Annotated in this window: 21 protein-coding genes; 6 read left to right on the forward strand and 15 right to left on the reverse strand. The window is 49.3% G+C overall.

Annotated features, from left to right (window positions below; translation table 11 throughout):
* The first annotated feature begins 184 nt into the window (after window positions 1–184).
* The 4 genes from MHB43_RS30735 to MHB43_RS30750 are packed head-to-tail and all read left to right on the forward strand — an operon-like array spanning window position 185 to window position 4680.
* A complete protein-coding gene (locus MHB43_RS30735; RefSeq protein ID WP_405131002.1) occupies window positions 185–1477 on the forward strand; it encodes a tetratricopeptide repeat protein in 1293 nt (430 codons plus the stop codon).
* A complete protein-coding gene (locus MHB43_RS30740) occupies window positions 1474–2469 on the forward strand; it encodes a glycosyltransferase (protein WP_405131003.1) in 996 nt (331 codons plus the stop codon). The genes MHB43_RS30735 and MHB43_RS30740 overlap by 4 nt, the downstream gene beginning before the upstream one ends.
* 1 nt (window position 2470) lies before the next feature.
* A complete protein-coding gene (locus MHB43_RS30745; protein ID WP_260632657.1) occupies window positions 2471–4012 on the forward strand; it encodes a glycosyltransferase family 4 protein in 1542 nt (513 codons plus the stop codon).
* Entirely contained in the window at window positions 4009–4680 is a 672-nt protein-coding gene (locus MHB43_RS30750; RefSeq protein ID WP_405131004.1) for a class I SAM-dependent methyltransferase, read from the forward strand. Before MHB43_RS30745 ends, MHB43_RS30750 begins: the two co-directional genes overlap by 4 nt.
* A 283-nt stretch (window positions 4681–4963) precedes the next feature.
* On the opposite strand, the gene MHB43_RS30755 is transcribed toward MHB43_RS30750, so the two are convergent.
* The 5 genes from MHB43_RS30755 to MHB43_RS30775 form a co-directional block, all read right to left on the reverse strand.
* A complete protein-coding gene (locus MHB43_RS30755; RefSeq protein WP_405131005.1) occupies window positions 4964–6970 on the reverse strand; it encodes a glycosyltransferase in 2007 nt (668 codons plus the stop codon).
* Between the two features lie 108 nt (window positions 6971–7078).
* Complete coding sequence (locus tag MHB43_RS30760) at window positions 7079–9049, reverse strand: glycosyltransferase (RefSeq protein ID WP_405131006.1); 1971 nt, start codon at window positions 9047–9049, stop codon at window positions 7079–7081.
* Window positions 9006–11288 (reverse strand): tetratricopeptide repeat protein, encoded by a 2283-nt coding sequence (locus MHB43_RS30765; RefSeq protein ID WP_339306085.1) that lies wholly within the window; start codon window positions 11286–11288, stop codon window positions 9006–9008. The genes MHB43_RS30760 and MHB43_RS30765 overlap by 44 nt, the downstream gene beginning before the upstream one ends.
* A gap of 79 nt (window positions 11289–11367) precedes the next feature.
* Entirely contained in the window at window positions 11368–12468 is a 1101-nt protein-coding gene (locus MHB43_RS30770; RefSeq protein WP_405131007.1) for a DUF6385 domain-containing protein, read from the reverse strand.
* A gap of 45 nt (window positions 12469–12513) precedes the next feature.
* Window positions 12514–13011: a DUF6385 domain-containing protein gene (locus MHB43_RS30775; RefSeq protein ID WP_405131008.1), complete on the reverse strand. Its 498-nt coding sequence runs from the start codon at window positions 13009–13011 to the stop codon at window positions 12514–12516.
* A gap of 190 nt (window positions 13012–13201) precedes the next feature.
* Here MHB43_RS30775 and MHB43_RS30780 point away from each other — a divergent pair, with 190 nt between their 5' ends.
* Both MHB43_RS30780 and MHB43_RS30785 read left to right on the forward strand, forming a co-directional pair.
* Window positions 13202–13744: a hypothetical protein gene (locus tag MHB43_RS30780; RefSeq protein ID WP_405131009.1), complete on the forward strand. Its 543-nt coding sequence runs from the start codon at window positions 13202–13204 to the stop codon at window positions 13742–13744.
* Window positions 13745–13775: 31 nt separating this feature from the next.
* Window positions 13776–14357: a hypothetical protein gene (locus MHB43_RS30785; RefSeq protein ID WP_221819763.1), complete on the forward strand. Its 582-nt coding sequence runs from the start codon at window positions 13776–13778 to the stop codon at window positions 14355–14357.
* A 427-nt stretch (window positions 14358–14784) separates the two neighbouring features.
* Here the strand turns inward: MHB43_RS30785 and MHB43_RS30790 are convergent, their stop codons facing one another.
* The 10 genes from MHB43_RS30790 to MHB43_RS30835 all read right to left on the reverse strand — a co-directional run bounded on the left by MHB43_RS30790 (window position 14785) and on the right by MHB43_RS30835 (window position 25692).
* Window positions 14785–15033 carry a hypothetical protein gene (locus tag MHB43_RS30790; RefSeq protein WP_221819765.1) on the reverse strand — a complete coding sequence of 83 codons (249 nt, stop codon included), beginning with the start codon at window positions 15031–15033 and terminating at the stop codon, window positions 14785–14787.
* A gap of 204 nt (window positions 15034–15237) precedes the next feature.
* A complete protein-coding gene (locus tag MHB43_RS30795; RefSeq protein WP_405131010.1) occupies window positions 15238–15849 on the reverse strand; it encodes a hypothetical protein in 612 nt (203 codons plus the stop codon).
* A gap of 652 nt (window positions 15850–16501) precedes the next feature.
* Window positions 16502–17839 (reverse strand): MFS transporter, encoded by a 1338-nt coding sequence (locus MHB43_RS30800; RefSeq protein ID WP_405131011.1) that lies wholly within the window; start codon window positions 17837–17839, stop codon window positions 16502–16504.
* Window positions 17840–17908: 69 nt separating this feature from the next.
* Complete coding sequence (locus tag MHB43_RS30805) at window positions 17909–19087, reverse strand: winged helix-turn-helix domain-containing protein (RefSeq protein WP_405131012.1); 1179 nt, start codon at window positions 19085–19087, stop codon at window positions 17909–17911.
* Between the two features lie 193 nt (window positions 19088–19280).
* A complete protein-coding gene (locus tag MHB43_RS30810) occupies window positions 19281–20075 on the reverse strand; it encodes an ABC transporter ATP-binding protein (RefSeq protein WP_036606660.1) in 795 nt (264 codons plus the stop codon).
* A gap of 2 nt (window positions 20076–20077) precedes the next feature.
* Window positions 20078–20938, reverse strand: a complete 861-nt coding sequence (locus tag MHB43_RS30815) for an ABC transporter permease (RefSeq protein WP_405132486.1) — start codon at window positions 20936–20938, stop codon at window positions 20078–20080.
* Between the two features lie 271 nt (window positions 20939–21209).
* Window positions 21210–22259, reverse strand: a complete 1050-nt coding sequence (locus MHB43_RS30820; protein WP_047840843.1) for an ABC transporter substrate-binding protein — start codon at window positions 22257–22259, stop codon at window positions 21210–21212.
* A gap of 760 nt (window positions 22260–23019) precedes the next feature.
* Complete coding sequence (locus MHB43_RS30825) at window positions 23020–23949, reverse strand: Rpn family recombination-promoting nuclease/putative transposase (RefSeq protein WP_221819783.1); 930 nt, start codon at window positions 23947–23949, stop codon at window positions 23020–23022.
* Window positions 23950–24144: 195 nt separating this feature from the next.
* Window positions 24145–24783 (reverse strand): metalloregulator ArsR/SmtB family transcription factor, encoded by a 639-nt coding sequence (locus tag MHB43_RS30830; RefSeq protein WP_036606722.1) that lies wholly within the window; start codon window positions 24781–24783, stop codon window positions 24145–24147.
* Window positions 24784–24804: 21 nt separating this feature from the next.
* The gene (locus tag MHB43_RS30835) at window positions 24805–25692 is read right to left on the reverse strand and encodes a rhodanese-related sulfurtransferase (protein ID WP_237177890.1); all 888 of its coding nucleotides are present in this window, start codon (window positions 25690–25692) and stop codon (window positions 24805–24807) included.
* Window positions 25693–25816: the final 124 nt, after the last annotated feature.

Here is a 25816-nt window from a genome sequence, read left to right on the forward strand (position 1 = left end):
TTATCACAGCTTGCCAACTGCATCTATTCATGGAAGATACTCATGTTTGGGACGGAATGCCCATATGTTAGTCTCAGGCATATCATGCGAAGTACCGTGAGGGCTTTACATATGAAGTGAAAGCATGAAGTACATGCAGAGTGAATGACGCACCATATTACAGTCAAGGTGAGGTGAACTATTCATGGAAAAACCTGCGCCATTACCAGGTGAAGACTCCGAAGTCAGCCTGGATAAGGCCAGTACAACACAGTCCCCTGTCCGATATGTTCTCTTCCCTTGCAAAGGAGGCTGGTCATCCTTTCCCTACCCCGATATTGCTGCATTGCTGTCGATCGAAGGAGAGGTCTACTATGTCAGCAGCCTGACGCAATCAGAAGATGTACCTCCGGTCATTACCGTCATCTCCCTCCCTGAAGCCGAGCAGCTATTGCTCGAACCTCGCACCGTAGCCGTAGTCGCCCATCCCTACTGGCTAATGGCTACGGCTTCGCTGGAGCCTGAGCTATGTATTGCCCTGCTCCCTGAGCCTGCTAGAAACGAAGCAGAATCTCCGCTATGGGAGAGCAGTATTTCCAAACTGGTCGGCATCGCCGATCTGGTAGGCACATCCTCCGAAACACGTTATATGAAGCTGTTATTCCAAGGCGTACGTGCCATCTGGCTGGGCGGCGAAGACTCTGCACCTGCGGGGACGATGCAAAAGGATGATCTCGAAGTCCCTCTCCGGGACTACGAACTGCTCTTCTTGCATGCGCTGCGGCAGATCCTGTCAGGCACTCCGGATAGCGTCACCTTGCTTCAATGCAGTGTACGTGCCGACTTCTACCGCCAGCTTCGTGCCAAAGCAGGTGCACATGAGACGATATCCTTTTTGCTGGCAGCCTATGAGTACTTGCTTGAAGATTCTCGGGCTATCAATTCACTTCAAGAGGCATTCTCCCATGCGGTCTTGAATGGTCGCAGTGACTGTGTAGTCTCCCACTATCGATTCCTGTCTGCCATTCATGCCCGGTCCGGCAAGTTGGAGGACGCCCTGCGGGTGTATGGAATCAGTGCAGCCGACGAACAGGAACGCCATCATTATGAACAGTTATGTCGCTGGCTTGAGGCGGGAGAAGATCAACTTGTACGAGCGGAACTACTGCGCATGAACGATGATTACGGAAATGCTCTGCGTATCCTGGACGAACTTGGCGGAGAAACCGCGAGACATTGGAAATTCCGCATCTACCAGGAGACTGGACGTGTGGAAGAGGCACTGGCTCTGGTGCATGCAGTCGATATTCAGGATGATGCCAGTCGCCGGGATTATCAGCAATTATCCGGCAGCGCGCTGGCTCTGCGAGGGGAAAGACACGGGGCAGTCCGACATTTCCTTGAGACAGCATTGGAGGATGAAGATGCGCTGGCCCGGATTGTGGAGCTGGAGCTGTTGGATCATGCTGTACAGCAATTGCTTGGGGAGGTGCCATGATGCTGGACCCGAAGAAGCGTAGACAACAGTTGAATGGGCCAATGGTGCACAGGGATATCCGAACCGAAACCACTTTCACGCCAACGGAAACAGTGGATCGAACACATATAAACGTATTGGAAAATGGCGATCACACGCCGGATCATGCACAACCATCACATGGTTCCCGAAGCCAAGTGCATCACTGGGGCGACACACAAGGTCAATTCGAACAGGACACTACTTCCATAGAGAAGGAAACAAGCGTATTCAAAGAACCCTTCTCCATTCGCCGGGTTCGCAAAAGCAAAGGCAACAAGCTCACCGCCATGCTCCAGGTTCGCAATGAACGTGGCCGATACCTTGAAGAAGTATTGCATGATCTGAGTGAGTTCGTGGACGAGATCGTGATTGTGGACGATGCCAGCACAGATGGAACCCCGGATCTATGCAAAGCCTATCCGAAAGTGGTCCGTCTGGAGGTATTGGAGAAACCGCTATTTTCCGAGGAATGGCGCCTTCGCAACACCTTATGGCAAGCGGCGGCGGGAACATGTCCCGACTGGTTGCTCTCAGTTGATGCGGATGAGCTGTACAGCTCAGAGGCCAAGAAGGCCATACGCACTTTGATTAATCAGGAGTATGCGGACTGGTTTGCATTCCGTTTCTACGATATGTGGGGTGGCCGGACCCACTATCGGGAAGATGATCTCTGGTCTCTTCACAAGCGGCATACCGCTTCACTTGTACGGTATATGCCTGGATATCCTTATTTTTATCCACAACAGAATCATCATGTCCCCCGTCTTCCCTTGTCCTGCACTGTATTGCCTGGAGTCAGCACGGAATTGAAGGTTCAGCACCTCGGCTGGGCAGGCAGTCTGGAGGACCGGGTTCGTAAATATTTGCGTTACAAGCGCATTGATCCTAGCGGTGAGTGGGGCAATCTTGCACATTACGAGTCTATTCTCGATCCGGAACCTCGGCTGATTCCCTGGAAGGAGGGACCGTGAGATGGGCGTGGTGAGTATTCTGACACATAGTTTCACCGACGGGTACAACCGGGAATTCGGTCGTGTATTTGGTGGTGGACTGGAACGCTACATTCTGGATCTGTGCAGTGTCATCCGGGGACTCGGGCATATTCCCGAAGTTCATCAACTGTCCTATTTTGAAGCATTCCAGACTCGGACGGAGCAGATTGACGTATTTGGTTATTCGTACGACATGGATAATGTACCGGAAGCCTTTGACCGGATGGCAGCCGCAGCGCGCGGTCCCGTGATCTATGCCAGCTGTCTGTGGCAACCCATCACCTACAAACCCGGCAGTCTTGGCATCTGTCACGGCATTAACTGGGATCGTCCCGGACTGCCACTGGAGACCAAACAACAAGTCGCGGAACATATTCAACTGGCTTTGGATGGACTCGTGCGCATTGTATCCGTGGATTCTCATTTCCAGACCTTTTGCCGGGCTGCGTGCACCTATACTGATCCAAGGCAGGTTGTCCTGATTCCCAACGCAGTGGATACGTCCTATTTCACACCAGCCCCACCAACACGGACCTTGGAGCAGAAACAGGAAGACGAATGGCTTGTCGCATGGAAGCATGATCTGGCGAGTCATGAAGAGAATGTTGGTGCAGTTATATCAGGGGTGCAAGCTGTAGAAGGTAAGGGTGGAATGAGTCGTGATGGAGCGAACAATGGTAAGGCTAACGGAGACGGAGGTGGGGATACAGATAGCGAACAAGAACGAAAGGAGAAAGGGATGTTAGATCTCCATTTGCAGTTATCGAAACGGGAAGAAGCTGAGGCAGATGGCGAAACGTATAGGTTTGCTCATAACCACCGGAATTCAACGGATTGGGCTACGGAGATTCTGGTAGAAGCAGATGCTGATTATCAGGTTAATGTTCCGATTCAGGGACAGGTTGAAAAGAAAACTGTGGATGCCCGTGTGACCTCTCCCCGCCCGATTCGCATTATCTATCCGCGCCGCATCAGCATGGAACGGGGTATTATCCCAATGATGCTGGCGGCGGATAAACTTCTTGGAGCCTTTCCGGATCTGGAGATTGAATTTGCCGGGGAACTGGTCGAAGGCAGTACGGTCGGGAGAGTCTTTCGTTACTGGCATCGTACTCATCCACATGCGGAGCGAATTAACCAGCGCACGTATGATTTCCGTGATATTCGAGAGGCCTACCATCAGGCAGATATCGCCGTAATTCCCACCGTGTTCTCGGAAGGCACCTCCTATGCCTGTCTGGAAGCGATGAGCTGTGGACTTCCGGTAATTGCCTCCAATGTTGGCGGATTGAATGATCTGATTCAGGATGGTTTTAATGGGCTGCTGGTACCTCCTGGTGAGCAGGAACTAACCGCTGCACTGGTACGTCTTGTACAGGATCGGGCCGAGCGAGAACGACTGGGAATCTATGCGCGCGAGACTGCACTGTCCTATGATCTTGCCAGGTGGCGGAGCCGTTGGAACACGGTGTTGGAATCTTTTTTGGCAGAGACAGGATTGAAGGAGGGAATTCGGGGATGATGGATATGCCCAAGGCAACGGAATTCATGGAATCAAGATACATTCGGCAGAGTGATCCTAAAACGGACACATTGGTCTTCCCGCTGCATCCGGCATGGTGGAGCCGTCCCTACGAATATGAATGGGCCCGGCGGTTTGCACGTCCAGATGACGTCGTCCTTGATGCAGCCTGCGGTATCTCCCATCCGTTCAAATTCTGGCTTGCCGAACACTGCCGCGAGGTTCACGCCTGTGACTGGGATGAACGTATTTTGTCTGAAGAGGCGATAAGACTGGATATCGTTTCTGATTTTGGTGAGCAAGCGGCCCAGGATCTGCCGGAATCAACTCTCATCCGATTGCACCGTGCAAAGGCTAATCTGGCCCAGCTTCCGTACGAGTCAGGTAAGTTTGATCGGGTGTTCTGTATCTCTGTACTGGAACATCTGGATACGGGCACGATGCTGCGGGCGTTTCGTGAATTCGCTCGGGTTCTGAAACCAAACGGACAGTTAATCGCTACCTTCGATGTGCCTGAGATGCGGCCGGATCTGCTGGAAACGATTATGGCTGTCACCGGATTAACCATTGAAGATAAACTGAATGTGGATGAGCCGGACGATGCCATCTGGTCTGACATGTACGGCACGCCGATCCGCTGTTTTCGAGCAGTGATATGCAAAGGCTGAGACGAATTGGCTTACGTTGAGTTAAGTGCAGAGTGGAAAATTGAGGGCTTAAGGGCTCGACCCATTAGCAACGGAACAATACACGGTTCGGGAAATGCTCCGATTACCGGTAGCTCCGTTGCTTTTACAATTTCGATCGGATGGGCTAGTGCGGGAATATGTGGGGATGTACAGGGGTTGGAGGTTCGGGACTAGAAATCAGAGATTAGTGATTAGTGATTAAAGATATAAAGATTAAAGATTAAAGATTAAAGATTAAAGATTAAAGATTAAAGATTAAAGATTAAAGGTGTACCAGTAACATGTTGCACTGGTTGGTGTATTCATCAGCAGAGGCTGCGCCGTGTGCTGTGAGGCACAGCAGGGTTTGCAGGCCCGGCGGGATTGTCGTCGCCGGGCGACCTGTGGCGGCAGGTTGCCGCGCAGTGAGTTGGGCCGATTCGGCCCATTCACGCGCCAGGTTCTGCCGCCCGGCGAGCAGCGCGAGCGTGCCCGCGAGGAGCGCGTGAGCGGTGCGCTCCGAGGCGGGCACTTCGTCCGCGTGGGGCTGCTGCGTGCCGTCAGGCGTGCCGCATAGCGCAAGCAGCCCTTCGCGGACGCTCGCGGGTGCGCGCAGCAACCCGCAGCGTGCCGCAGGCGGAAGCGCTGCAAGCAACGCCAGCGCGCCGCGGGGCGGCAGGGCTTGCAGCAGGCGCAGCCATGCGGCCCAGGCGCCTACGCCGGCGAGCGCTTGCGCAGCCGCGAGCACGCCGCCCGGCGCACGCGCGGCCGGGCCAGCGGGCGTTGCGCCGCGGGGCGGGCTGCCGCTGCTGCTGCGGCTGCGGGCCAAGGCCCCACGCTGCAGCAGCGCCTCGGCGGCATGGGCCGCGGCGTTCAGCGCTGCCTGCTGGCGAGCCGCCGCTCGGGCGTTGCGCCCGCCGGGCTGCTTGTGGCCCAGCGCCCACAGCGCCAGGGCCGCCTCTGGCCCGTGCTGCGCATGCGCCGCCCAGGGCTGCAAAGCCGCCTGAGCCGCGGCGTCCTCGCCCAGCTGGGCCAGCGCAAGCCCTGCGGCCAGCGGCTGTGCCCGCAGCGGGCCAGCAAGCGCCGCCGCATGGCGCAGCAGCCACTCCGGCCGATGTGCGGCAAGCGCGGCCGGGATCAACGCTTGCCATGCCGCAGACGGCAAGCTTACCCGGGCTGCGACGCTGGCGATGGCATGCGGCCGCCCTGTGGCTGCGGCCAACAACAACAGCCGCTGCCATGCAGACATGCTGCCGGGTTGCATGCTCAGCGCCGCCGTGTACGCGGTTTCTGCCTCTGCCCAACGGCCAGCCCGCTCATATGCCATGCCTTCCAGCGTCAGGCTACGATAGGTCCCAGCACCAGAGACTGATGTATACCTGCTGGCTGTGGAAGCAGCTGATTTAGCCTGTTTTAACCAATTCAAGGCTATGTCCTCTCGCCCTTGATCCAGTTCAAGTACAGCACCAAACTCCAACAAATCTGGAAAATCCTCATACACGGACGCCCATGCTTCCACTACAGCAAGCGCCCGTTCCGGGCTGCCAATCTCTCGCCAGGCGTAAGCCGTTTTCAGCACCAGATCCGAGTGATATCCACACTCCGGCTTAAGCTGTGCCAATAATGGCTGTAACAAACGGAGTGCTTCATCATACTTCGCTTGCTGAAACCATTCTGCGGCCAGAGCATATAACAACTCCGGTTGGTCTCCCTCCTGATTCAACGCAGAGCGAATCAACTGCATGTTCCGTGAGCCTTTATTTTTGTCGGTAATCACCTGCTCCAGATATCCGTAATGAATGACTTCAAGTCCAGAATGAAGCACACCTTGCGGAGCCAGTGCCATAATGGAAGAAGCAATCTCTTCATGAATTCTGCCCTGAAAAACAATTCGGGGATCATTTCGGAACAAACGACATACCGCATCCGTCACATGCTCTTCACCGGACACACCCAGCAGACTTGTGACCTGTATCCAGTATCCCCACACGTCATCCCTGCTTGCCGCTAACAACCGCATGAGTTCTGTCTTCATCTGAGGGGTCTGTACCCATACCTCATCCGCATCAAGCACCAGAATCCACGGTTTCGTAGCAGCGGCCAGTGACAGATTACGGGCTTCACTGAAATCTCCGTTCCATTCCGTACGAATTACAACGGCACCATGGAGACGCGCAATTTCAGTTGTATCATCTATCGAACCTGTGTCCACAACGATGATCTCATCCACAACATCCTTGACTGCATTCAAGCACCGCTGGAGTGACACCGCTTCATCCTTCACGATCATACACAAGCTAATCCCTATGCCCATATTCATCACCACCCCTCACCAAAGGAGTTCAGCCGCACCAATTAGCCCGCTGAATTAAGTTGAACTCCCGCTACCTGATCCCTCTCAGCTCTCAAACCCGTCCGCTCCCGGCAACTCCAGCCGAATATGCTGAACGACAGGCCAACAACGGTGCCGCTGTCCATCTGTATGCTGAGCGAACACCTCCAGATGATGGTCCGCAGCACTGACCAATCCTTTCACCAGCCAGCTTGTTCCCGTCAGGGTATCCGAAGCCCCAGGGAACGAATCAATGTCACTCACCTTCCCGTTTTCCTTTTTCCCTTCCATCTCTTTCTCCTTCTCTCCCATTCGAACGCTCTGTTCCACCGATAATCCTGCTCCAGCCAATTGCTGTCGACACATCTGAATCAGGCTATGCAGCTCTTTCCATCTCCCTGACTGTACACATCCTTCCATCATCAGTCCAAGCGCCTGCCAGCCATCATACTCTCTTCCTGCAACCGTTCCGTCTATGCTGGAGTCCATGTCCTTCTTCTTTATCGCTCTCAGACCAACCGTTCGCCCTGTCTGCACAGCAGATTCCTCATTCGTTCCTTCACCCACCTGCGAACTACGCTTTAACCACAAGGTCAATGGATCATCTCCGTTGACTTTCTTCCCCTCGATCCACTCCAAACGTTCGAGCCATCGGGCAGACGAGATTGCGAGCAGCCCTTTTTTCCGCTGCACAGGTTCCAGTTTCAGACGCGCCTTATTCCATCTTCCCTGTTGGATTTGGAGCATCGCCTCCGCCACAGATAAACGCTCCCTCATCTCTGCGGAAGGTTGTGAGGATATACCCGATAACAATTGCAAAGCCGCATCATAACAACGACTTTGCTCCAGAATGCCCAATACTTTGTGTGTAGCCCCTTCCGAACTGAGTGCAAAGCGCTCCCTCACCAGCTCTGGAATCTGATGTTCCTGCCCGGAGACTCGCATAATCCGGAATATCCGATAGAGCGGCGGTAACAGACTCGATTTGGCACGCACCGCCTCGACGTAAGCATCTACCGCACCCTCCAGATCCGCCCTTCCTTCCAGCAATCGCCCTAGTGTATGCCACGTCTGATAGGTGCCGATGCCTTCTTCCGTATGATATATGGGCGGAGGTGGTCCCATGCGAACAGCTTCACGGAGCGAATATTCTGCCCGATCTGCATCACCCAATGCGTCTGCACATACCCCGCGATGGTGCATCAGATCCGTGTACTCTGGAAAGAGTTCAAGCGCAGCATCAATGCGATCTAATGCCTCCTGCCAGCGATTCAGATGCTGGAGACAACGAACTTCATATTTGAACAGCAAATGCGCGTAACTGGTCACCGCAGGATCAATCCCCATCCGAGCCATACCAAACGTCTCCAAGGCCCGCTCCGCTTCCCCCACACGCAGATACTCGACACCCAGATTATAGTGATGGAACGGCTGATCCGGTTCTTCCTCCACTGCCTGTTGCAGCAGGCGAACATTACGGTTCACCTTATCTTTGCGCTCCACAATCGCCGTCTGATACCCATAATGATGGATGACCATGTCCGTCACATGAAAAGCAGCCTCTGGGTTCCTACGGCAAATCGCCGCGGCAATCTGCTCATGAATCCGACCTTCGAACCGATGCTCCGGGGCATTACGGAAGAGACGCAAAACCGGATTCACGGTAACCCCCTGCTGACCCGAGCCTGTATAGTTATGAATGTTTAAAAACAATCCGTCACATCCGCTGACCGTCGTCCAGCTCCTGATCTGCTCCCGCGCAGCCCTATCGAGCGCCTCGTCCGCATCAAGAAAGAGAATCCAGTCGCCGGAAGCGCGCTCCAGGCCAGCATTCCGTGCTGCGGCAAAATCTTCGCACCACTCAAATCGCACAACCAACGCGCCATATTGCTGCGCAATCTCCGCGCTGCGATCCGATGAATCGGTGTCCACCACAATAATTTCGTCCACCGCTCCCTGGACACTGGCAAGGCAATGAGGCAGCAACTCTTCCTCATCCTTCACGATCATGCATAGGGAAATTCGTTCCGCTCGCAAGCTGATTCCTCCTTTCCTTTGCATGGAAAAGCGTACGCCACGGGATGCCTTCGGTCGTTTGTAGCCTTTGTTCCAATGCGGTAAGTTGTGCAGCGAGTTCCCCTGAAGACGGAGAACGAACCAATTCCTGCCGAATTGCCTCCATTGCCAATTGCATGTAACATACCGCTGCTCCAACTCGAGCCTGCCACATAGCAGGCTCCCGCTCCAGAGCCTGCTCAAACAGAGAGAGCGCTTGATCATTGTGGCCTTTGGTATACAGCGTTTCACCCAGCCAGAATAACCCTTCGGCATCCAGCTCACTCTCGGTCATGCACTGAATCAGGATGTTCGCGGCTACCATGGTGTACCCGTGACAATATAGCAGGCTTGCCAACTCCCGCCGTACCGTTACGGATGTTCCCCGATGCTCACTCATCATGATTGCCCGCAGCTCATGCAGTTGCTCAGCAAGCGTAAGCTGCCCTGTCTTTATGGCCTGCTGCACAATTTTCTCTGCCACCAGCTGTGCCTGCCGACCCCATTGTAGAAGCTTCTGTTCTCCTGACTCAGGTTCCATGTAGCGTGGCTCTTTGGGCAACTGATGCAGCAAACGGTCAATGACCTTCCATACATCCTTTTCCTCTGGATACGCAGTTGCGAAGAATGTCTCGGTTAATCGTAATCCATTGGCCCAACAAGCCAGTGCCCAATTCATTCTGTGTTCTGCCTGTATGCTAACCCCATTCATACCCTCAGCTTCCCAGTGTTCTTCCACCAGTTGCAAGGCATCCGAAACCCTGTTCGCACATAACAACCAATGTATTCGATCTGCTACATGGATACGAGCACTACGCGTAATGGAATCCAGCATATTCAATGACTGCCCATATGCCCCGCAGCCTGCGAGAACATGAATCACATGCACCAGATGATCCTCATTCGTCACGGCGTATGGATGGGACAATTCACCACGAACCAAGTCACCATGCCCTGACTCTCCGATCTCTCTGCATCTGACGAGCAATGTTTCTGCTATGTTCTCATCCGTTTCTCCGGACTGTTGCAGCACATCTGCCAACCCCATCCATGCCGGAGCATACACAGACATACTATCCAGAGCCAGCCCGTACAGATGTGCGGACTCATTCAGGAAGCCCCGTTTCTGTGCAAGTCTGGCCATGGCGGTATACGCTCTGTAACTGTCAGAACCCGCTTCCGTTACATATGACGCGTCTAACGTGCTACCGCTATTCCTCTGTCCATCACTATCCAGCGCCACCCGGCAATCGGTCGCTCGCGCATAGGATTGGTATGCACGTTCCTCCAAACCTTGCTGCTCCAACGTCTCCCCATACAACAGGTGCAGATCAGCATAAGATGGGTAACGATGCCTTTCCACAGCCAGAAGTGAATGCGCCTCTTCATATCGTTCCAATCCCACAAGGACTTTCCCATAATCTCTAACCAATGTAGGACGATATGGCGCGTGCAACTCTGTCAGGCGTAATGATTCACTGAACGCTTCAATTGCCTGTTCATTCTGACCAAGCTGGCAATAGGTCACGCCCAGATTATACAGTTGAAAGGGCTGTTTCGGATCATCCTGTAATTCACGCTTAATCAGCTTCAAATTACGTCTTGGCTTATGCTCCTGGGCAATCGCGGAAGCCAGATACCCATCATGAATGAGACATAGTGGAGCAAGCGGTTCATTCTCAACCAACAAATGTTCTTCATCTATACAGTTCTCGCTCTTATCCATATCACCAGCCTCATACCGGACAGGCTCGCATGGGCCACTACGAACCAATTGCTCATGAATACGCCCCTTGTATCGATATCCCTGATGAGCACGGAACAGTCTCACTGGCTGAGAGATAACGCTCTCTTCTACCCCTTCTCCGTATCGGTTCTCTATAGTTATACGCAATCTTGTAATGCTTTTATGGACTTTAGGTAAATAAGTCAGCAGTTCTTCCAATCCCTGCGTAACGTACTCATCAGCATCCAAATACAGGACCCATTCCGTGTTCGCCAGAGGCAGACTGATATTTCGTGCTTGTGCAAAGTCATCCTCCCAACGGGCGTGCAGCACCGTTGCTCCGTATGATCTGGCGATCTCGGCTGTACGGTCGGACGAGCCTGTATCGGTGATATAGCATTCCGTGCCGATATGCTTCAAACTGTCGAGACAGCGGGGCAGGTGATGTTCTCCATTTTGCACAATCATATGGATTCCAAGTAAACGGTTCTGCAAATGTAACCACCTCCAATACAAAAAAAGTACATGAAGTCCACCAAAGGAACTCCATGTACCTATATGACAAACGAATGGGTTATGTGCCTTGTCCATTGAAGAACACATCAATCGTACTTGGTGCACCAACTAGGCTGGAGCGGTAGGATAGACGTGTATATTTGAGAAAACGCTGCGGAACCAATACATCCACTGACCCGGACAAAATGCCCGTCACCGTCGTCACATCCGTGTACCAGTTCGAACCGTTCGCACTGATCTCAACGCGAGCATCTACCCGGTTTACACCCGGTCCCCTATTGTATACAAAGAAAGAATACGTACCAAATACACTAGTGGTCACTGCTGGAAGCGGTGTAAAGGTGTTAGCCGTCGGGGTGCTAATGAGCTGCGACTCCTGAAAACTCTTCTGTGAAATGGACGTCACACTGCTGAGTGTCCCTGCCGTAATCGTAGCGCCGAGCACGCTGGTGATCGTTCCGTTTAACAAGTTCGTCAGTGTTCCTGCTGTAATCGTTGCTCCAAGTACGCTTGTAATCGTTCCGTTCAGCAGATTGGTCAGCGTACCTGCAGTGATTGTTGCTCCAAGCACACTCGTAATCGTACCATTCAGCAAGTTCGTCAGTGTCCCTGCAGTCACCGTGGCTCCGAGCACGCTGGTGATGGTTCCGGCCGTGATCGTTGCTCCCAGCACGCTGGTGATCGTACCATTCAACAAGTTCGTCAGTGTCCCTGCGGTCACTGTGGCTCCGAGCACGCTGGTAAGTGTACCATCAAGCAAGTTCGTGAGTGTTCCTGCTGTTACGGTTGCCCCGAGTACACTTGTAATGGTTCCGGCTGTGATCGTTGCTCCCAATACACTGGTAATCGTACCATTCAACAAGTTCGTCAACGTACCTGCGGTCACTGTAGCTCCAAGCACACTGTTGATCGTACCTGCCGTGATGGTCGCTCCGAGCACACTCGTAATTGTGCCGTTCAGAATGTTGGTAATGGTTCCGGCATTAACCGTAACAGTGGTCAGACCGGAGATGTTACTGATTGTTCCGTCCAAAATGATCCCAACCACGTTTCCGCTCGTATCGGTTCTGACGGGCTGGGCTGTGCCTGTACTATCCTGGCCGAAGATCAACGTCCTCAGATTATCCGGATTCGTATTAAACGTTGTAAAGTTAGGCATGTGTCTCGTCCTCCTCCCTGGTCAAATCTGTGAGATCATACTCCCTTACGGCATACGCTGTGCCTGAAAGTAAACATCGAGCCGGGTCGACTGATCCGGTTCAACGGATCGAATGGCAAGCCGGGTATAATGCAAAAAACGCAAGGGTACAAGCGCTTTGGTCTGTCCTCCCGCGACCACCTCCTGGCTGTCCACAGCATAGTCCACGGCATTGGGACTGATCTGGATCTGTACAAGAGCCGGATGTTTGCCGCGATTCACAATGCCATAGGTATACATGCTGAGGGATGAGGTGTCTTGTGCCGGGAGTGAGTGTATGCTGCTACTGGTCTCGGCTCCGACATACGTATGCTCTGTAAAACAGTGAATAGCACCAGGGAGTTTCGTACGTGAGGAAGCACCCTGCTTGAACCGGGGACGAGTGATCCGGGAACAAGGAGGTTTCAGCAATTTAGCGCGGCAGGAAAGACGGGAGCGGCGGCGACTTACATATTTAGTTGGTTGCTTCGTTCTCTTCTTGCTTCGCTTCGCTGTTCGACTCATCTCGATTTCCCCTTAAAAAATGTGCTTACGCATCGTATGCCCGGATTGGAAATACGGGCACGGCAACCGCCGTTATTTCCAGATATACGGTTCAGTCCCCAATCCCTTCTTCTTCATTACACATACACTGCAAGTACAATGAAATGCGATTCAAACGGATTATTTCTCAAAATGAACTGGTTTATGGGAGGTGGATGAGATAACCAACTATAATGTATTCAACCAATCCAATGGTCCTCTGTTTACTCAACTGATCAATACCTTCTCGGCACCTGGAATTGAAGCTTCACCAGACAGCGGTGCAGCTGCTGCAGGCAGCTTTTTTGCCCTAACGACCAACAATTCCTCGATTCCTTCCAACCAGAACCTTCTACTACAAGTCGTGAATGCAGCAGGTAGCGGAAGAACTTTGCGAATCTCCGGCCTCACCGGGGGAACTACAGCAGCAGCTACCCTGGTCATCTACTCTGGTGGAACGGTGACTGGTGGGAGTACACCTGTACCCGTCAATACACTACTTGGAAACACGAACACCAGTGTAGTTTCCACAAGGCAAAATACAGGTACATTGGGTGGTGCCTTCACGAGCCTAACCAGTATCCCGCTGACAGCAGGTATGTATTTACTCAATCTGAACGGCTCAATTATTGTTCCACCAGGACAAACATTATCCATAAGCGTAGGTACGGGGAATCAGACTGCAGCCATTAACCTGTTCTGGTGGGAATTCTGAGTGTGATTATATGTAGAAGGTGGTGTAACCAGTGCCAAACAATAATGTATTTAACCCGTTAAGCCAGCCCGTCTATACGTCGAATACCAACACATATACCTCTCCCGGCATTGTTGCCCCACCGGAGAACGATGCCGGCAATACAGGCAATCTGTACAATGCAGGTTCCACCAATTCCACAACACTGGGGTTGCTGGGAGGAACGGTGATCGCCACCGTACAATTGGCCAATCCCGCAGGGAGTGGGAAAACCCTATACGTATCACGGCTCTCCGGCGGAATCACGGTATCACTCAATCTATTATCTTCCTTCAGTGGTTCCATGAGTCTGAGCGCGAATGGAACACTGACATCGCCCACCACACTAACATCAGTAAACAGCAATCTTTCCAGCAGCAATACCAGCGTAGCCACGGTACGGTTCTCTGCTGCTACACCTTCAGGAGCGACCCCATTGATGGCTATGCCCCTTCAAGCAGGGCCGTTTCTGTCCAATGAATATGGCCGTTACGTGGTTCCTCCGGGTCAAGCCATTAATCTCTCTGTCAGCGGATCACTTTCGGTTGGAGGACTGATGGCCTCCACTGCTTATTTTGCTTGGTGGGAAGTATGATTCGTTCAATATATAACATTCTAGGATAGCAAACGGCCGACACACATTAAAAAGAACCGGCATATGCCAGTTCTCGCCATGTTTTAATCTCTTTAGTGTCTATCTTTCTTATTTCCCTAAAAGCATATGGATTTGTACTTCGAAGATCGAACCATCAAAAAAGCACTCTATCATAATCCGTTACCTCTACCGATTGTTCAGCACAGAGCATAATGAATTGCTCCCACTCCGGTTTTAATAAGTTATCTACACTTATACCTTCTAAGTAGTTACGAGAATGTAATGGCCACCTAATGTGGCGGCGACACGTAAAAATTCATGCTTGCAGTGTGTTATATTCTCACGGACATAAAATCGATTCATTTAAGATCAAAAAGAGCACCCGTATGGATGCTCTCTAAGAATGAGTAAAACGATGATTTATTATTCAATGCACTTCTTTCTTTTTGTCCATTTCAGCCCATACTAGATAAATAATTCCTAGACATAGTGCAATTATTTCTGGGACAAAAGAAAAGGATCTAGTAACTGACAAAGCGTACTCAAACATACCCTCACCTAAAACATTATCTTTGCGGCCCATAATTGCCGCAACAATAAAATGTGTACTATTTCTCGAAATAAACAATATGGCAGAGATGACAAGGAGGGTAATACCAGCTGCCCGTTTATTCATATAATCATTCCTCCTTGGTATCAATAGATTTGTTTTAATTCGGAACTGTATCAGTTTCCATTATTACATAGAGCCCATCAGGCAATCCTGCATTTCCTTTTTTAGCGATATAAACGTCTAGAAAATATGTCTCATCAGTTATTTTCACATTGGTTTTACCATCGAAGTTCCATAGTTCTTCATACATTGTACCAAAAGAATTACTCATGTTGGGAGTATATTGCATCCATGAGTAATTTTTGGAGGTATTGGTTGAGCAATTGAATCAGTGTTAGAGTATGAGTTGCTCCACGATGCCCCTACTGATACCCCTGCAGTAAATGCTTTTTTTGTATGAGAAGCGGATAAACTAACGTTACTCGTAAAGGATTGTGAAGCCGCAAAGGAGATAGTTCTAGTGGCAGTTTGTGTCCCAGAATTATAAACCGGAACGGAAATTCTGCGAGCTAAATTTTGCCGATACACTGTAGGTACGAAGCCAGCCTGAACGTATCTACTTCGATCAATCAAAGCAAATGGTGTAATCAAATCATCATCATTAGAACGACTCTTTAAATCCCCAATATTAATTCTATTAGTCATAATACTTTTCTGTGCCTCTAAAAGTTGTTGTTTTTCCTCATTTTCCTTTATTAAAAGATCATACTGCTCAGTATTAAGCTCTTTTTTCACCCCATCTTCAACGATAAATGCTCTTGATACATTAGACTCGGCCGAAACTGTATTTTCAGTTTCAGCAAAAGCAGCTGAGCTGGTACCTCCTACCAGTGCTACTACTAAAGACAGAATTACAGGAAACTTCAACTTCAACTTCATTTTTCACTTTCCCCTCTCTTAGGTTTATTTACGTACAACCAAATACAATTAATGTATTAAATGTATCTAATTATAATATGAACACCATATCTCAGTGTAAATTTATGGAATTTTATAAAAAATAATAATTTATTATCCATATGAGAAAATAACATCCATATTTATAGGTTTCCACACCAGATCCAAGATATAATCACTAAAAAAATACCGATGAGGATTACCGTTTCTTTGAATATTCAAGCTCAATCAGAACAACACGTACTCTTCATCTAAGAATAGTTTTGGGAATTGATCTCTCACTTTTTCTTCCTTAGAATTCACAATCATTTTATAAGAAAATAGTTGAGCGTCACTGCTCCAAGGTTTAGTAACCCATAATTCACGGATTCTTTCCTCTTATTCATGTTCTGGATAAGGAACTATATCAGGATCAAGTAATGCATCATCAATTCCTAAAATATTGAAGATACGCTTGTCGTATCTTATTTACATGTAAGTTCGCTTCTCTCGGCTTTGGTAAAACCATGATTATCTCCTCACTCTTTTATGGTAGGAACAGCTAGCTATTAAGAGAGTCCCAAGTTTCAATATGGCTAGTTGTCTGACTGTGGATACAATGATGTTAGGAATCGGGTCAAAGCTGTCAGACCGATTACTGCGGAATAGTCTCTTTTGCTTCAGACACGAGAGGCTGATTCCCCTCCCACAAGATGCGTTGCAGTAGTATACCTGCAAGACCAATCACCAGCGTAGCGAGACCGATATATTGAAAGGTGGGGCTCGGCCCTGCAACTCGAATGAGCGCTCCACCTGCAAGTGGAGCTACAACCAGTACAACACTGGACAGTGAATTTTGAATGCCAAAGACGCGCCCTACATAGGCAGGAGGGGTCTCCTTTTGCAGCAAATAATTCAGAGTTACCATAAAGAGTCCATTACCCAGCCCAATGCAGAGGCCCCAGATAATGACCCAAATTTCAGGTGTTTGTGGGCTGATCCACCCCAGCGCAGCAATTCCGGCACCCACGAACAGATATCCTCCACCCAGCCCCCACCCATACCCAATTCTCGGCAAGCGATTTAACAACAAAATGATGACAACTGCCCCTGCTCCTGCCGACGATCCCAACCAGCCGAGCAGTGATTCATTACCTGGCTTGATCTCCCGAAACAGGGTCGTAAACTGATAATCAATCATGAGAATGGCCATGAGTCCAAAACAGCCGAACAGAATCGTGCTCAGCACGGTGCGACTGCTCTGAATAAAAAGCCAACCTTGCTTCCACTGGGAGAACAAGGATTCAGTTCCATCCTTTTCACTAGCAGCACTTCCGTCTGATTCTACGGACTCGGACTTCTCCACCAAACGCCGCAAGGGCCATAATACTGCGCCTGACAACAGGCGGGTACAGGCATTAATGACAATACAGATTTGTGGTGAAAAGAAGGCCAAAATGACTGCACCCAGAAGTGGTCCCGCCACTTTCGAACACTGGCTCACAAAGCCGTTAAGAGACGATGCCTGAAACAGATGCTCCTCTGCCACCACTTGGCGGGTTAACGCCTGCTGAGCTGGAACGTGAAAAACTCCCATCATGGCCCGCAGGGCAAGCAGTGGAAGCAACCATATCGGGCTTGGTGCGAATAAAATAGCAACGGTTAATCCCACGGTGATCACATCACACAAGATCATGATCTTTACTTTGTGCAGTCGATCAGCCAGGGCGCCTGCAAAGGAGCCCAGCAGTATGCCTGGGACAGCCATACATACAGGAATAAGTGCAATGATCAGTGGATCGGCGCCCCAGCGGTAGGCCACCATCACCTGGATGGCGAGTGCATCAAACCAATCTCCAAACGTAGCTAGCGAGTATGCAATAAACATGCGGACAAACCGGAGGTTGGTCCATAAGCTTTTGGAAGATTCCGTAGATAAGGCGGTTAATTCGGTGGACTCATTGGATGTGGACTCATTTGAAATGACGGTCATACATGTACTTCCTCCCTTGATTACAGCCAATTGTGGTCTGTATGTTTCTTGGCTGTAATCATAAGAGAGTTATATCAGAGGAAGATCAGAGGATGGGGATACAGGAGACAAAAATTGACGTACTTTATCTACAATTTGTGGTCCATATGCGGGGACGCCGTAACTTTTACCGATCTCTGCATACACTTGACGATATTTGCTGCGAAGTCTGCCTTCAATTCGATGATGACCCAGGAATAGGAGAATCTGATATGCAGCATTCAGATATAGCGGTGCGTTCAGCGACATCTTCAATACGTCTAGGCCATCATCCATTCTAAGTTCCGCTTCACGAACTCGTCCTTGCCGAAGCAACCATAACCCCTCCATCACCTGAAAACGTCCGATCTCTCGCAGATAGGGTGCATCCTTCAATCCTGACCGCAGGTCTGCCATCTGGGCCTCAACAGCTTCACCGCTGCCACCCCACAGTTCCACATATAACGCTGCAAGTGCTACAGGCAGTCTGAAATTCTTGAGTTCGTCTGTCTCTATTACATGATATGTTTCTTCCAGTTGCTCTTTGGCACGTTGATATTGGCCCACCTCTACATAGACTTCGATGATGTTCAGAATGCGGAGTTCGCGAAGCTGATCGACAGATAATGCCGATGAATTCAGCGCTTGTTCATACAACTGAATACTATCCGCTGGCTCGATCAGGGGGTGCACGAAAATCAGTAGCCAATATAGTCGCTCCTCAAAAGGAATTTCCTTTGTTGTAATCAACCATTCCAGATCTCCCTGTATAAAACGGATATACAACTGATAATAAGGGGCAATCTGAATGCCGAGTGCTTCCTGCTGTTGAACCAGGGTCTGTATGGCGTTTCCCTGCCCAAACACGTGATATTTACGAAGTAAATTATGAATGGCATCCTGCATTTCTGGGTCCTGAACAGAAGGGCTAGGAGGTAGAACGGACTTGTTCTCTTGCACAGCAAGCCGATAACCGTATCCTCGTACCGTATCCAGACTGATCTCGTTCCAGTGCTTCAGTTTCTTGCGCAGGCGATAGATATGATCGTCCACGGTGCGTTCAACCGGATATTCAAGCGACCATACCCGATCCAGTAATTGGCTGCGAGTGAAGGCTTTTTCCTTGTTTTCATACAGAAAATGCAGTAGTGCAAATTCCTTGGCGAGCAGGCGAATGGACTCTGTACGCCGCGTGACCGTATATGTTCCTTCATCCAATTGCAAAGACATGCTTGGTTCCTCCTACTATGTATAATTCGCTAATCCGAAATAGTATAGATTCATTCCATTTTCTTCAACGTGTTCAACATACCATAAAAACCCTTTGCGAGAACGCAAAAGGTTTTTATGGTCTATCTTATAGATGGCTTAGATTGCAGATCACGGTACCTATATCCGTTCTTCCATAAAGTATTCCCTTGTCTTAACCCAGCACGACACGATCATCTGCCATTTTTTTGCCGCTAATACGTTCGAATTCACCAAGCAACTCAGGTACAGTCAACGTACGCTTGCGCTCTTCGCTGACATCCAGAATAATTCGGCCTTTGTCCATCATGATCAAACGGTTACCCAGACGAATCGCCTGTTCCATATTGTGCGTTACCATTAGCGTAGTCAATCTCATCTCACGCACAAGTGTCTCTGTCAGTTCCGTGATCAGTTCGGCACGTGAAGGGTCAAGAGCCGCCGTATGTTCATCCAATAGCAGAATCTGCGGCTGGGTAAACGTAGCCATTAACAGGCTGAGTGCCTGCCGCTCCCCGCCAGACAAGAGACCCACTTTTGCATTCGGACGCTTTTCCAGTCCAATTCCCAGCTTCTCCAATTGCGTGTTGAAAATCTCCCGTCTGGCACGGGTAACTCCGAAGCCTAGTCCGCGTCCTTTGCCACGTTTATATGCCATCGCCATATTTTCTTCAATGGACATATGTGGTGCTGTTCCTGCCATCGGGTCCTGAAACACCCGGCCAATCCAGCTGCTGCGCTTGTGCTCAGGCAAGTTTTTAATTGAACGGTCATTGATCAGTACATCACCCATATCCGGCTTCATCACACCCGAGATAATGTTCATCAGTGTGGATTTTCCGGCTCCGTTACTGCCAATCACCGTCACAAAGTCTCCCGGATTCATCGTCAGATTCACACCAACCAGCGCGGTCTTCTCATCCGTTGTACCTGGGTTGAACAACTTGGTTACTTGCGTAATCTCCAGCATGATCACATACCTCCCTTCGCCTGTTGGCCCCCGGATCGCATCAACTCTTCCGTTCGTCTGCGAGCCAGACTTCGCTGCTTCACGGAGCGCTGCATCGTTGGGAATACAAGGGCGATAATGACGATCACAGCGGTGATCAGTTTCAGATCAGATGTATCAAACCATTCCACTTGAAGGGCAAGCGCGACCACAATCCGATAAATAATTGAACCAACGATCGCTGCAAGTGTAGCCCAGAATACCGTTCTTGCTCCAAGAATAGCTTCACCGATAATCACGGAAGCCAGTCCGATAACGATCATGCCAATGCCCATTGTAATGTCCGCAAAGCCTGATTGCTGTGCAATGAATGCACCAGACAGGGCAACCAATCCATTGGATAAGCTGACCCCTACAATCGTAGTCACATCCGTGTTTGCACCAAAACTGCGAATCATGCGTTTGTTATCACCTGTCGCACGAAGGGCCAGTCCAACATCTGTTTTCATGAACAGATCGAGCATGATTTTAAACACCAGTACAACGATGATAATTAGCACCATGACATGCTCACCTGAGAATGGATTATCCATACCCATAATGGATTTATTCGGTGCACCAAGGATACGCATATTAATGGAGTAGAGCGCGATCATCATCAAAATCCCGGATAATAATCCGTTGATTTTGCCTTTGGTATGAAGCAGACCTGTACAAGCCCCAGCCACCATGCCGCCAGCCATTGCCGCCAAACAGGCGAGCCAAGGAGAGAAGTCATTGGAGATCATAACCGCCGCGATTGCGCCTCCTGTTGTAAAACTTCCGTCTACGGTAAGGTCAGGAAAATCGAGTATACGGAACGTAATATATACACCAAGTGCCATCAGTGCATATAAAAGCCCCAGCTCGATCGCCCCTTCAATTGAATTCCAGCTTATACTCACACTACTTCCTCCCTGTCTATCGAAAAGAATGAGGCGAACCCGTTGCACGTCCGCCTCGCATCCATACTGTCGGATTACACTCCGGTCAGATTATTGAATCAATCTCATAATTCATTAAATTATTGTTTCTGTAACTAGATATAGACAAATTGAATCGTTTTGATCTATATCTACCCTTGATTGAAGTAACTAAAGGTATTATGAATTGATTCTATTGAATAATGTTGTTTTCCTGGTCTTTAACTTCCGCTTTCATCTCATCCGTAACCGTGATACCTTGGGCTTCAGCCGCTTTCAGGTTCAGGATCAGATCCAGTTTGTCCGGAACGGTGACTTTCATATCACCAGGTTTTGTACCATTTTTCAGAATGTCTGCGGCCATCTCACCAACCTGATATCCATGGTCATAATATTTGAAGCCAACGGTTGCGAAAGCTCCTTTTTCAACGGTATCCCGATCACTGGAGAAGAACGGAATTTTATTACTGTTTGCCGTTTGGATGATCGTATCAACCGCACTCACGACAGAATTATCAAGTGTAATGTAGAAGGCGTCTACTTTGCCAACAAGAGAATCCGTTGCCTGTTTTACCTCAGATGTATTCGTAACTGGTGCTTTCACCAGCTTGATATTATGTGTTGCGAGCGCTTTTTCAGCGTTATCTGCCATAACCACCGCATTTGGTTCACCTTCGTTAATGACCAAGCCCACCGTTTTCACATCCGGCAGATTTTTAGCGATAAAGTCAGCTAATTGTACAATAGCCTCCGGATTCGTATCCGATGCACCTGTAACATTGCCGCCCGGCTTGTCCATATCAGTCACCAGTTTGGCACCCAGTGGGTCTGTTACCGCTGCGAACAGCAATGGCTTGTCCTTCACTTGTTGAGCCAGAGCCAGCGCAGATGGTGTTGCGATGCCGAGTACGAGATCGTTTTTGGAATCACCTGAGATTTTCTGTGCAATGGACAGGTTGTTCGTCGAATCACCTTGCGCGTTATTGTAATCGATTTTGAGGTTCTTGTTCTCTTCAATGCCTGCTTCCTTCAGGGCTGCGATGAATCCTTCACGTGTAGCATCCAGAGATGGATGTTCAACAATCTGCGAGATGGCAATCTGGTATGATTTTTCCTCGCTTCCTCCACCTGTTGTAGTCCCTGATCCTTCGGATTCCGAGCCTGTACCGCTGTTATTTCCGCAACCTGCTGCAACGATCATTGAAGCAACCATCATCAGTGACATCCAAAATTTCTTTTTCATGTGTGAGAACCCCTCTCCATCTTATAAAATGTGGTTACCCTTATCGAGATTCCATTGACACGATAGGGCGGGACAAAACAAACGCTTCAACGCATTGTTGCTTTGATCGACAAAAGCAGACAAATATAGACTTTTCTCATGCGACTGAAGTCCATGACCCGTGTTGGTGTTTTATTGTTCCCCTAATATTAAGGGGCGTCCCGATATCCGTCAATGGTTGAACCGCTTCCAATTTAGTTTCATCGTATGGTTGTGATAGAAAACATTACATAAAACATAAAAACCACCCACATTGTTCTGTAGATGGTCGCCATGGGTAAAACAAAATAAGGTCCTACTCATGAAAGTGGAGTATGAAGTCTTCATCTAATCTCGTCCACAAGTATTGTTTTCTCCGCTTCTGATATGGCATCCGCGATCAATTTTCGTGCTACAACAGGCGCAATCCAAGGTTCGATATCTGCATAGCCAATACCGGACAACTTCTCATACTCCTCCATAAAGATGCGAATGCTGGAATAAAGGTATCATGCTCTCGAAGGAGTATGTTACCCGGGTTGGGATTACCGTGACATAGTTGCTGCTTCATGGGTAATTGATAACTGGGCAATCACGGCAGCTTTCTCCGCTCCAGACAAGTATTGTGCTTCATCATGAGATTTTTCATATTTAAAATTTTCAAAAAAAAAAAAGAGGCATCCCTCCCAATGTACTTTGGGTATGGTCGCCTTATATCAATCAAAGGATAGCTCCAGAGTGCTTATTCCTTTTCTTTTTGCAGTTCCTCTAATTCAGATGAAGTTAGTCCGGTAGCCTTAATAATTGTAGCCTGATCAAGACCTAAAGTGAGCATATTCATTGCGATTTTTCGCTTGCTCTCAGCTTCACCTTCTTTGATCCCTTCTTTGATTCCTTCTTTGATCCCTTCTTCGATTCCTTTTTGAATTCCTTCCTCCATGCCTTTCTTGAGACCCTCTTCTCGTGCGCCCTCAATCATGGAAGCTTCGTCCCATAGAAATTTCTGACGGTCGATATATCGTTGACGTGCTTGCTCATCCTGGCTCAGAAACTCCAATACACTCATGGCTTTTTTCAAAGCCGGTTCGGGTTCGTGCATCATTAACGCCTCCCAGCTTGATTTAGTCATTCCTTTCAGAAATAACAGCCAACGTACCAATCCATCCTTTATTTGAATATTTTCATCATTGAGCTTTGGTATTTCCATAAAATGAATCTCTATAACATCCGTCAACGGAATATCAGTTTGGTCTTCTCTTAAATGAAATACGTTGTGGTACTGATCATTAGCGAGCATTTTGAAATTAACAATGTTGATCGCTACGCATTTTTTGAGTTGACTATATCTCTGTCCTTCAAGTAATTGTCCGGAATATTGTTTACCCCAATAGAACAAAGTCCTCTTCTCTAAATCATACTGATTAAACAACTGCATTTCAACATTAATTAGCTCACCTTGATCTGTTTTGGCCCGTATGTCCAGTATGGACTGTTTATCTCTCGGTGTATCCTTGTCCAGATAAGGGTTGATTAACACAATCTCGGTCAGTAAAGATTCACCTGCATTTTTGAAGGTATGATTCAGAAAAGCCAAAAGAACATCCTTATTCTCTTCACTTCCAAAGATTCGTTTGAACACATAATCGTTCTTGGGATCAAGCAACTCTGTCATTATTATTCACTCCTACGCGCAAAATGGACAGGATATATCTGCTGAAGTATCAGCAGATATAAGGATGCGAACATGCACTGGATGTTAGCTCCATTATAACACGCATCGCCATACGTAAATAGCGTTTATACGTAATTCATTACCAGAAAAAGAGACTATTTCGACGAATCGAAACAATCTCTTTGTATAAACCAGTTAATTCCCCGACGCTTCGCGAATCTCATACTTGCACCTTTTGCCGCCATCTGCGTAACATTCGGTACGCTCTACCTCAGCTTGAAGTAGTGAGCGAAACAGTTCCAACTCACAGCGGCAAGCCTGCTTGTAGACACTTGCGACTTGCACAATCGGGCAGTTCATTTCCGTAATGACGTAGGTTCCATCGTCTTCTCTGGACGCATCCGCCATATATCCGTTGGCATTCTGGATTCGCGCCAGTTCCTCCACCCGTCCGGCCAGATCCTGGCCCTCCATCTGTGGCAATCCGCTGCGAAGCAGCTTGTCCCGGCGACTCTCGAACAACGCATCTACCACACCGCTCCCGGCTGAGTCAGACAATTCTTCAAGAAGTTCCAGCGTAAGGGACGAATATGATTTTGGAAAAAAGCTGTCCCCGCGTACCGTCAATTGGTACACCGAGGACGGACGTCCGGCCGTAGCCCGGGCCTCCCGAACCTCGATCCAGCCGTCCTGCTCCAGTGCCGTCAGATGACGGCGAATGGCCATGCCGGTCAGACCCAGATCAGCTGTCATTTCCCTCGCGGTCAATGTGCCTTGCTGCTTCAGCATGAACAAAATCCGTTCACGCGTCGTTCGTTCCTCTTCGCGCTTCACGATCAGCACCTGCTCTCCTGCTTATGCGTGTACCGGTGCTGCCTCCCGGCAGGCATCCGAGCAAAAGCGGTTATGCGTCTCTTCGCAATCCTCACAGCTTACATGCTGCAGGTTGCAGGTTGGACAATTAATATATCGGTCATGTGTCGTTCCACAGTGATAACAGCTGGCAATGACGATATCTTCTTCTGTCCGGTTAATCGGTACAGAGATGCGCTCGTCAAATACGTAACACTTGCCATCGAACAGATGGCCTTGTACTTCCGGATCTTTACCGTACGTGACAATACCGCCGTCCAATTGAGCCACGTCCTGGAATCCTTCATTGATCATGAACCCAGTCAGCTTCTCGCAGCGAATGCCGCCAGTGCAATAGGTAATAATCGTTTTGTCCTTCATGTCACCCAGGTTCTCGCGGATCCACTCCGGAAACTCACGGAATGACTCCACATCTGGACGAATGGCCCCGCGGAAGTGACCAATTTCGTATTCATAATCATTGCGACCATCGATAACGATGACATCATCACGTTGCAGATGTTCATGGAACTCTTTCGGTGAGAGGCGTTTGCCGCTAATCACATTTGGATCAAGGTCATCGTCCACGCGGAACGTAACCAGCTCTGCTTTGTGACGAACAAAGATTTTTTTGAACGCATGCTCTTCCACATCATCAATCTTGAACACCATGTCGCTGAAGAGCGGATTAGCCAGCATATCTTTCATGTACTGTTCCGTCTGTTCTGGCGTTCCGGATACCGTACCGTTAATGCCTTCGGATGCGATCAGAATACGGCCTTTCACACCAAGGTCCTTACAGTATTGCAGATGCTCTTGTGTAAATGTCTCAGGGTCTTCAATCTTCACGAACTTATAATATAAAAGCACGCGGTACGCGCTGTTACACATGTATATCACCTGTTCCTATTCCATGTTGTTATTAGCCGGATCATCCGGCAAGACGACTACGTTGCACCCTTACTGTTAAAAAGAAAATAAACAGCCGCCCGAAACATCGTCTCGAACTGCTGCC

The sequence above is a fragment of the Paenibacillus sp. FSL H8-0317 genome (assembly GCF_045040685.1).
Lineage (GTDB): Bacteria > Bacillota > Bacilli > Paenibacillales > Paenibacillaceae > Paenibacillus.

What these genes read in the sequence shown, in the direction of transcription:
- MHB43_RS30735 (WP_405131002.1), top strand. Translation starts at nt 185, where the DNA reads ATGGAAAAACCTGCGCCATTACCAGGTGAAGACTCCGAAGTCAGCCTG.
- MHB43_RS30740 (WP_405131003.1), top strand. Translation starts at nt 1,474, where the DNA reads ATGATGCTGGACCCGAAGAAGCGTAGACAACAGTTGAATGGGCCAATG.
- MHB43_RS30745 (WP_260632657.1), top strand. Translation starts at nt 2,471, where the DNA reads ATGGGCGTGGTGAGTATTCTGACACATAGTTTCACCGACGGGTACAAC.
- MHB43_RS30750 (WP_405131004.1), top strand. Translation starts at nt 4,009, where the DNA reads ATGATGGATATGCCCAAGGCAACGGAATTCATGGAATCAAGATACATT.
- MHB43_RS30755 (WP_405131005.1), bottom strand. Translation starts at nt 6,970, where the DNA reads ATGATCGTGAAGGATGAAGCGGTGTCACTCCAGCGGTGCTTGAATGCA.
- MHB43_RS30770 (WP_405131007.1), bottom strand. Translation starts at nt 12,468, where the DNA reads ATGCCTAACTTTACAACGTTTAATACGAATCCGGATAATCTGAGGACG.
- MHB43_RS30775 (WP_405131008.1), bottom strand. Translation starts at nt 13,011, where the DNA reads ATGAGTCGAACAGCGAAGCGAAGCAAGAAGAGAACGAAGCAACCAACT.
- MHB43_RS30790 (WP_221819765.1), bottom strand. Translation starts at nt 15,033, where the DNA reads ATGAATAAACGGGCAGCTGGTATTACCCTCCTTGTCATCTCTGCCATA.
- MHB43_RS30795 (WP_405131010.1), bottom strand. Translation starts at nt 15,849, where the DNA reads ATGAAGTTGAAGTTGAAGTTTCCTGTAATTCTGTCTTTAGTAGTAGCA.
- MHB43_RS30800 (WP_405131011.1), bottom strand. Translation starts at nt 17,839, where the DNA reads ATGACCGTCATTTCAAATGAGTCCACATCCAATGAGTCCACCGAATTA.
- MHB43_RS30805 (WP_405131012.1), bottom strand. Translation starts at nt 19,087, where the DNA reads ATGTCTTTGCAATTGGATGAAGGAACATATACGGTCACGCGGCGTACA.
- MHB43_RS30810 (WP_036606660.1), bottom strand. Translation starts at nt 20,075, where the DNA reads ATGCTGGAGATTACGCAAGTAACCAAGTTGTTCAACCCAGGTACAACG.
- MHB43_RS30815 (WP_405132486.1), bottom strand. Translation starts at nt 20,938, where the DNA reads ATGGCACTTGGTGTATATATTACGTTCCGTATACTCGATTTTCCTGAC.
- MHB43_RS30820 (WP_047840843.1), bottom strand. Translation starts at nt 22,259, where the DNA reads ATGAAAAAGAAATTTTGGATGTCACTGATGATGGTTGCTTCAATGATC.
- MHB43_RS30825 (WP_221819783.1), bottom strand. Translation starts at nt 23,949, where the DNA reads ATGACAGAGTTGCTTGATCCCAAGAACGATTATGTGTTCAAACGAATC.
- MHB43_RS30835 (WP_237177890.1), bottom strand. Translation starts at nt 25,692, where the DNA reads ATGTGTAACAGCGCGTACCGCGTGCTTTTATATTATAAGTTCGTGAAG.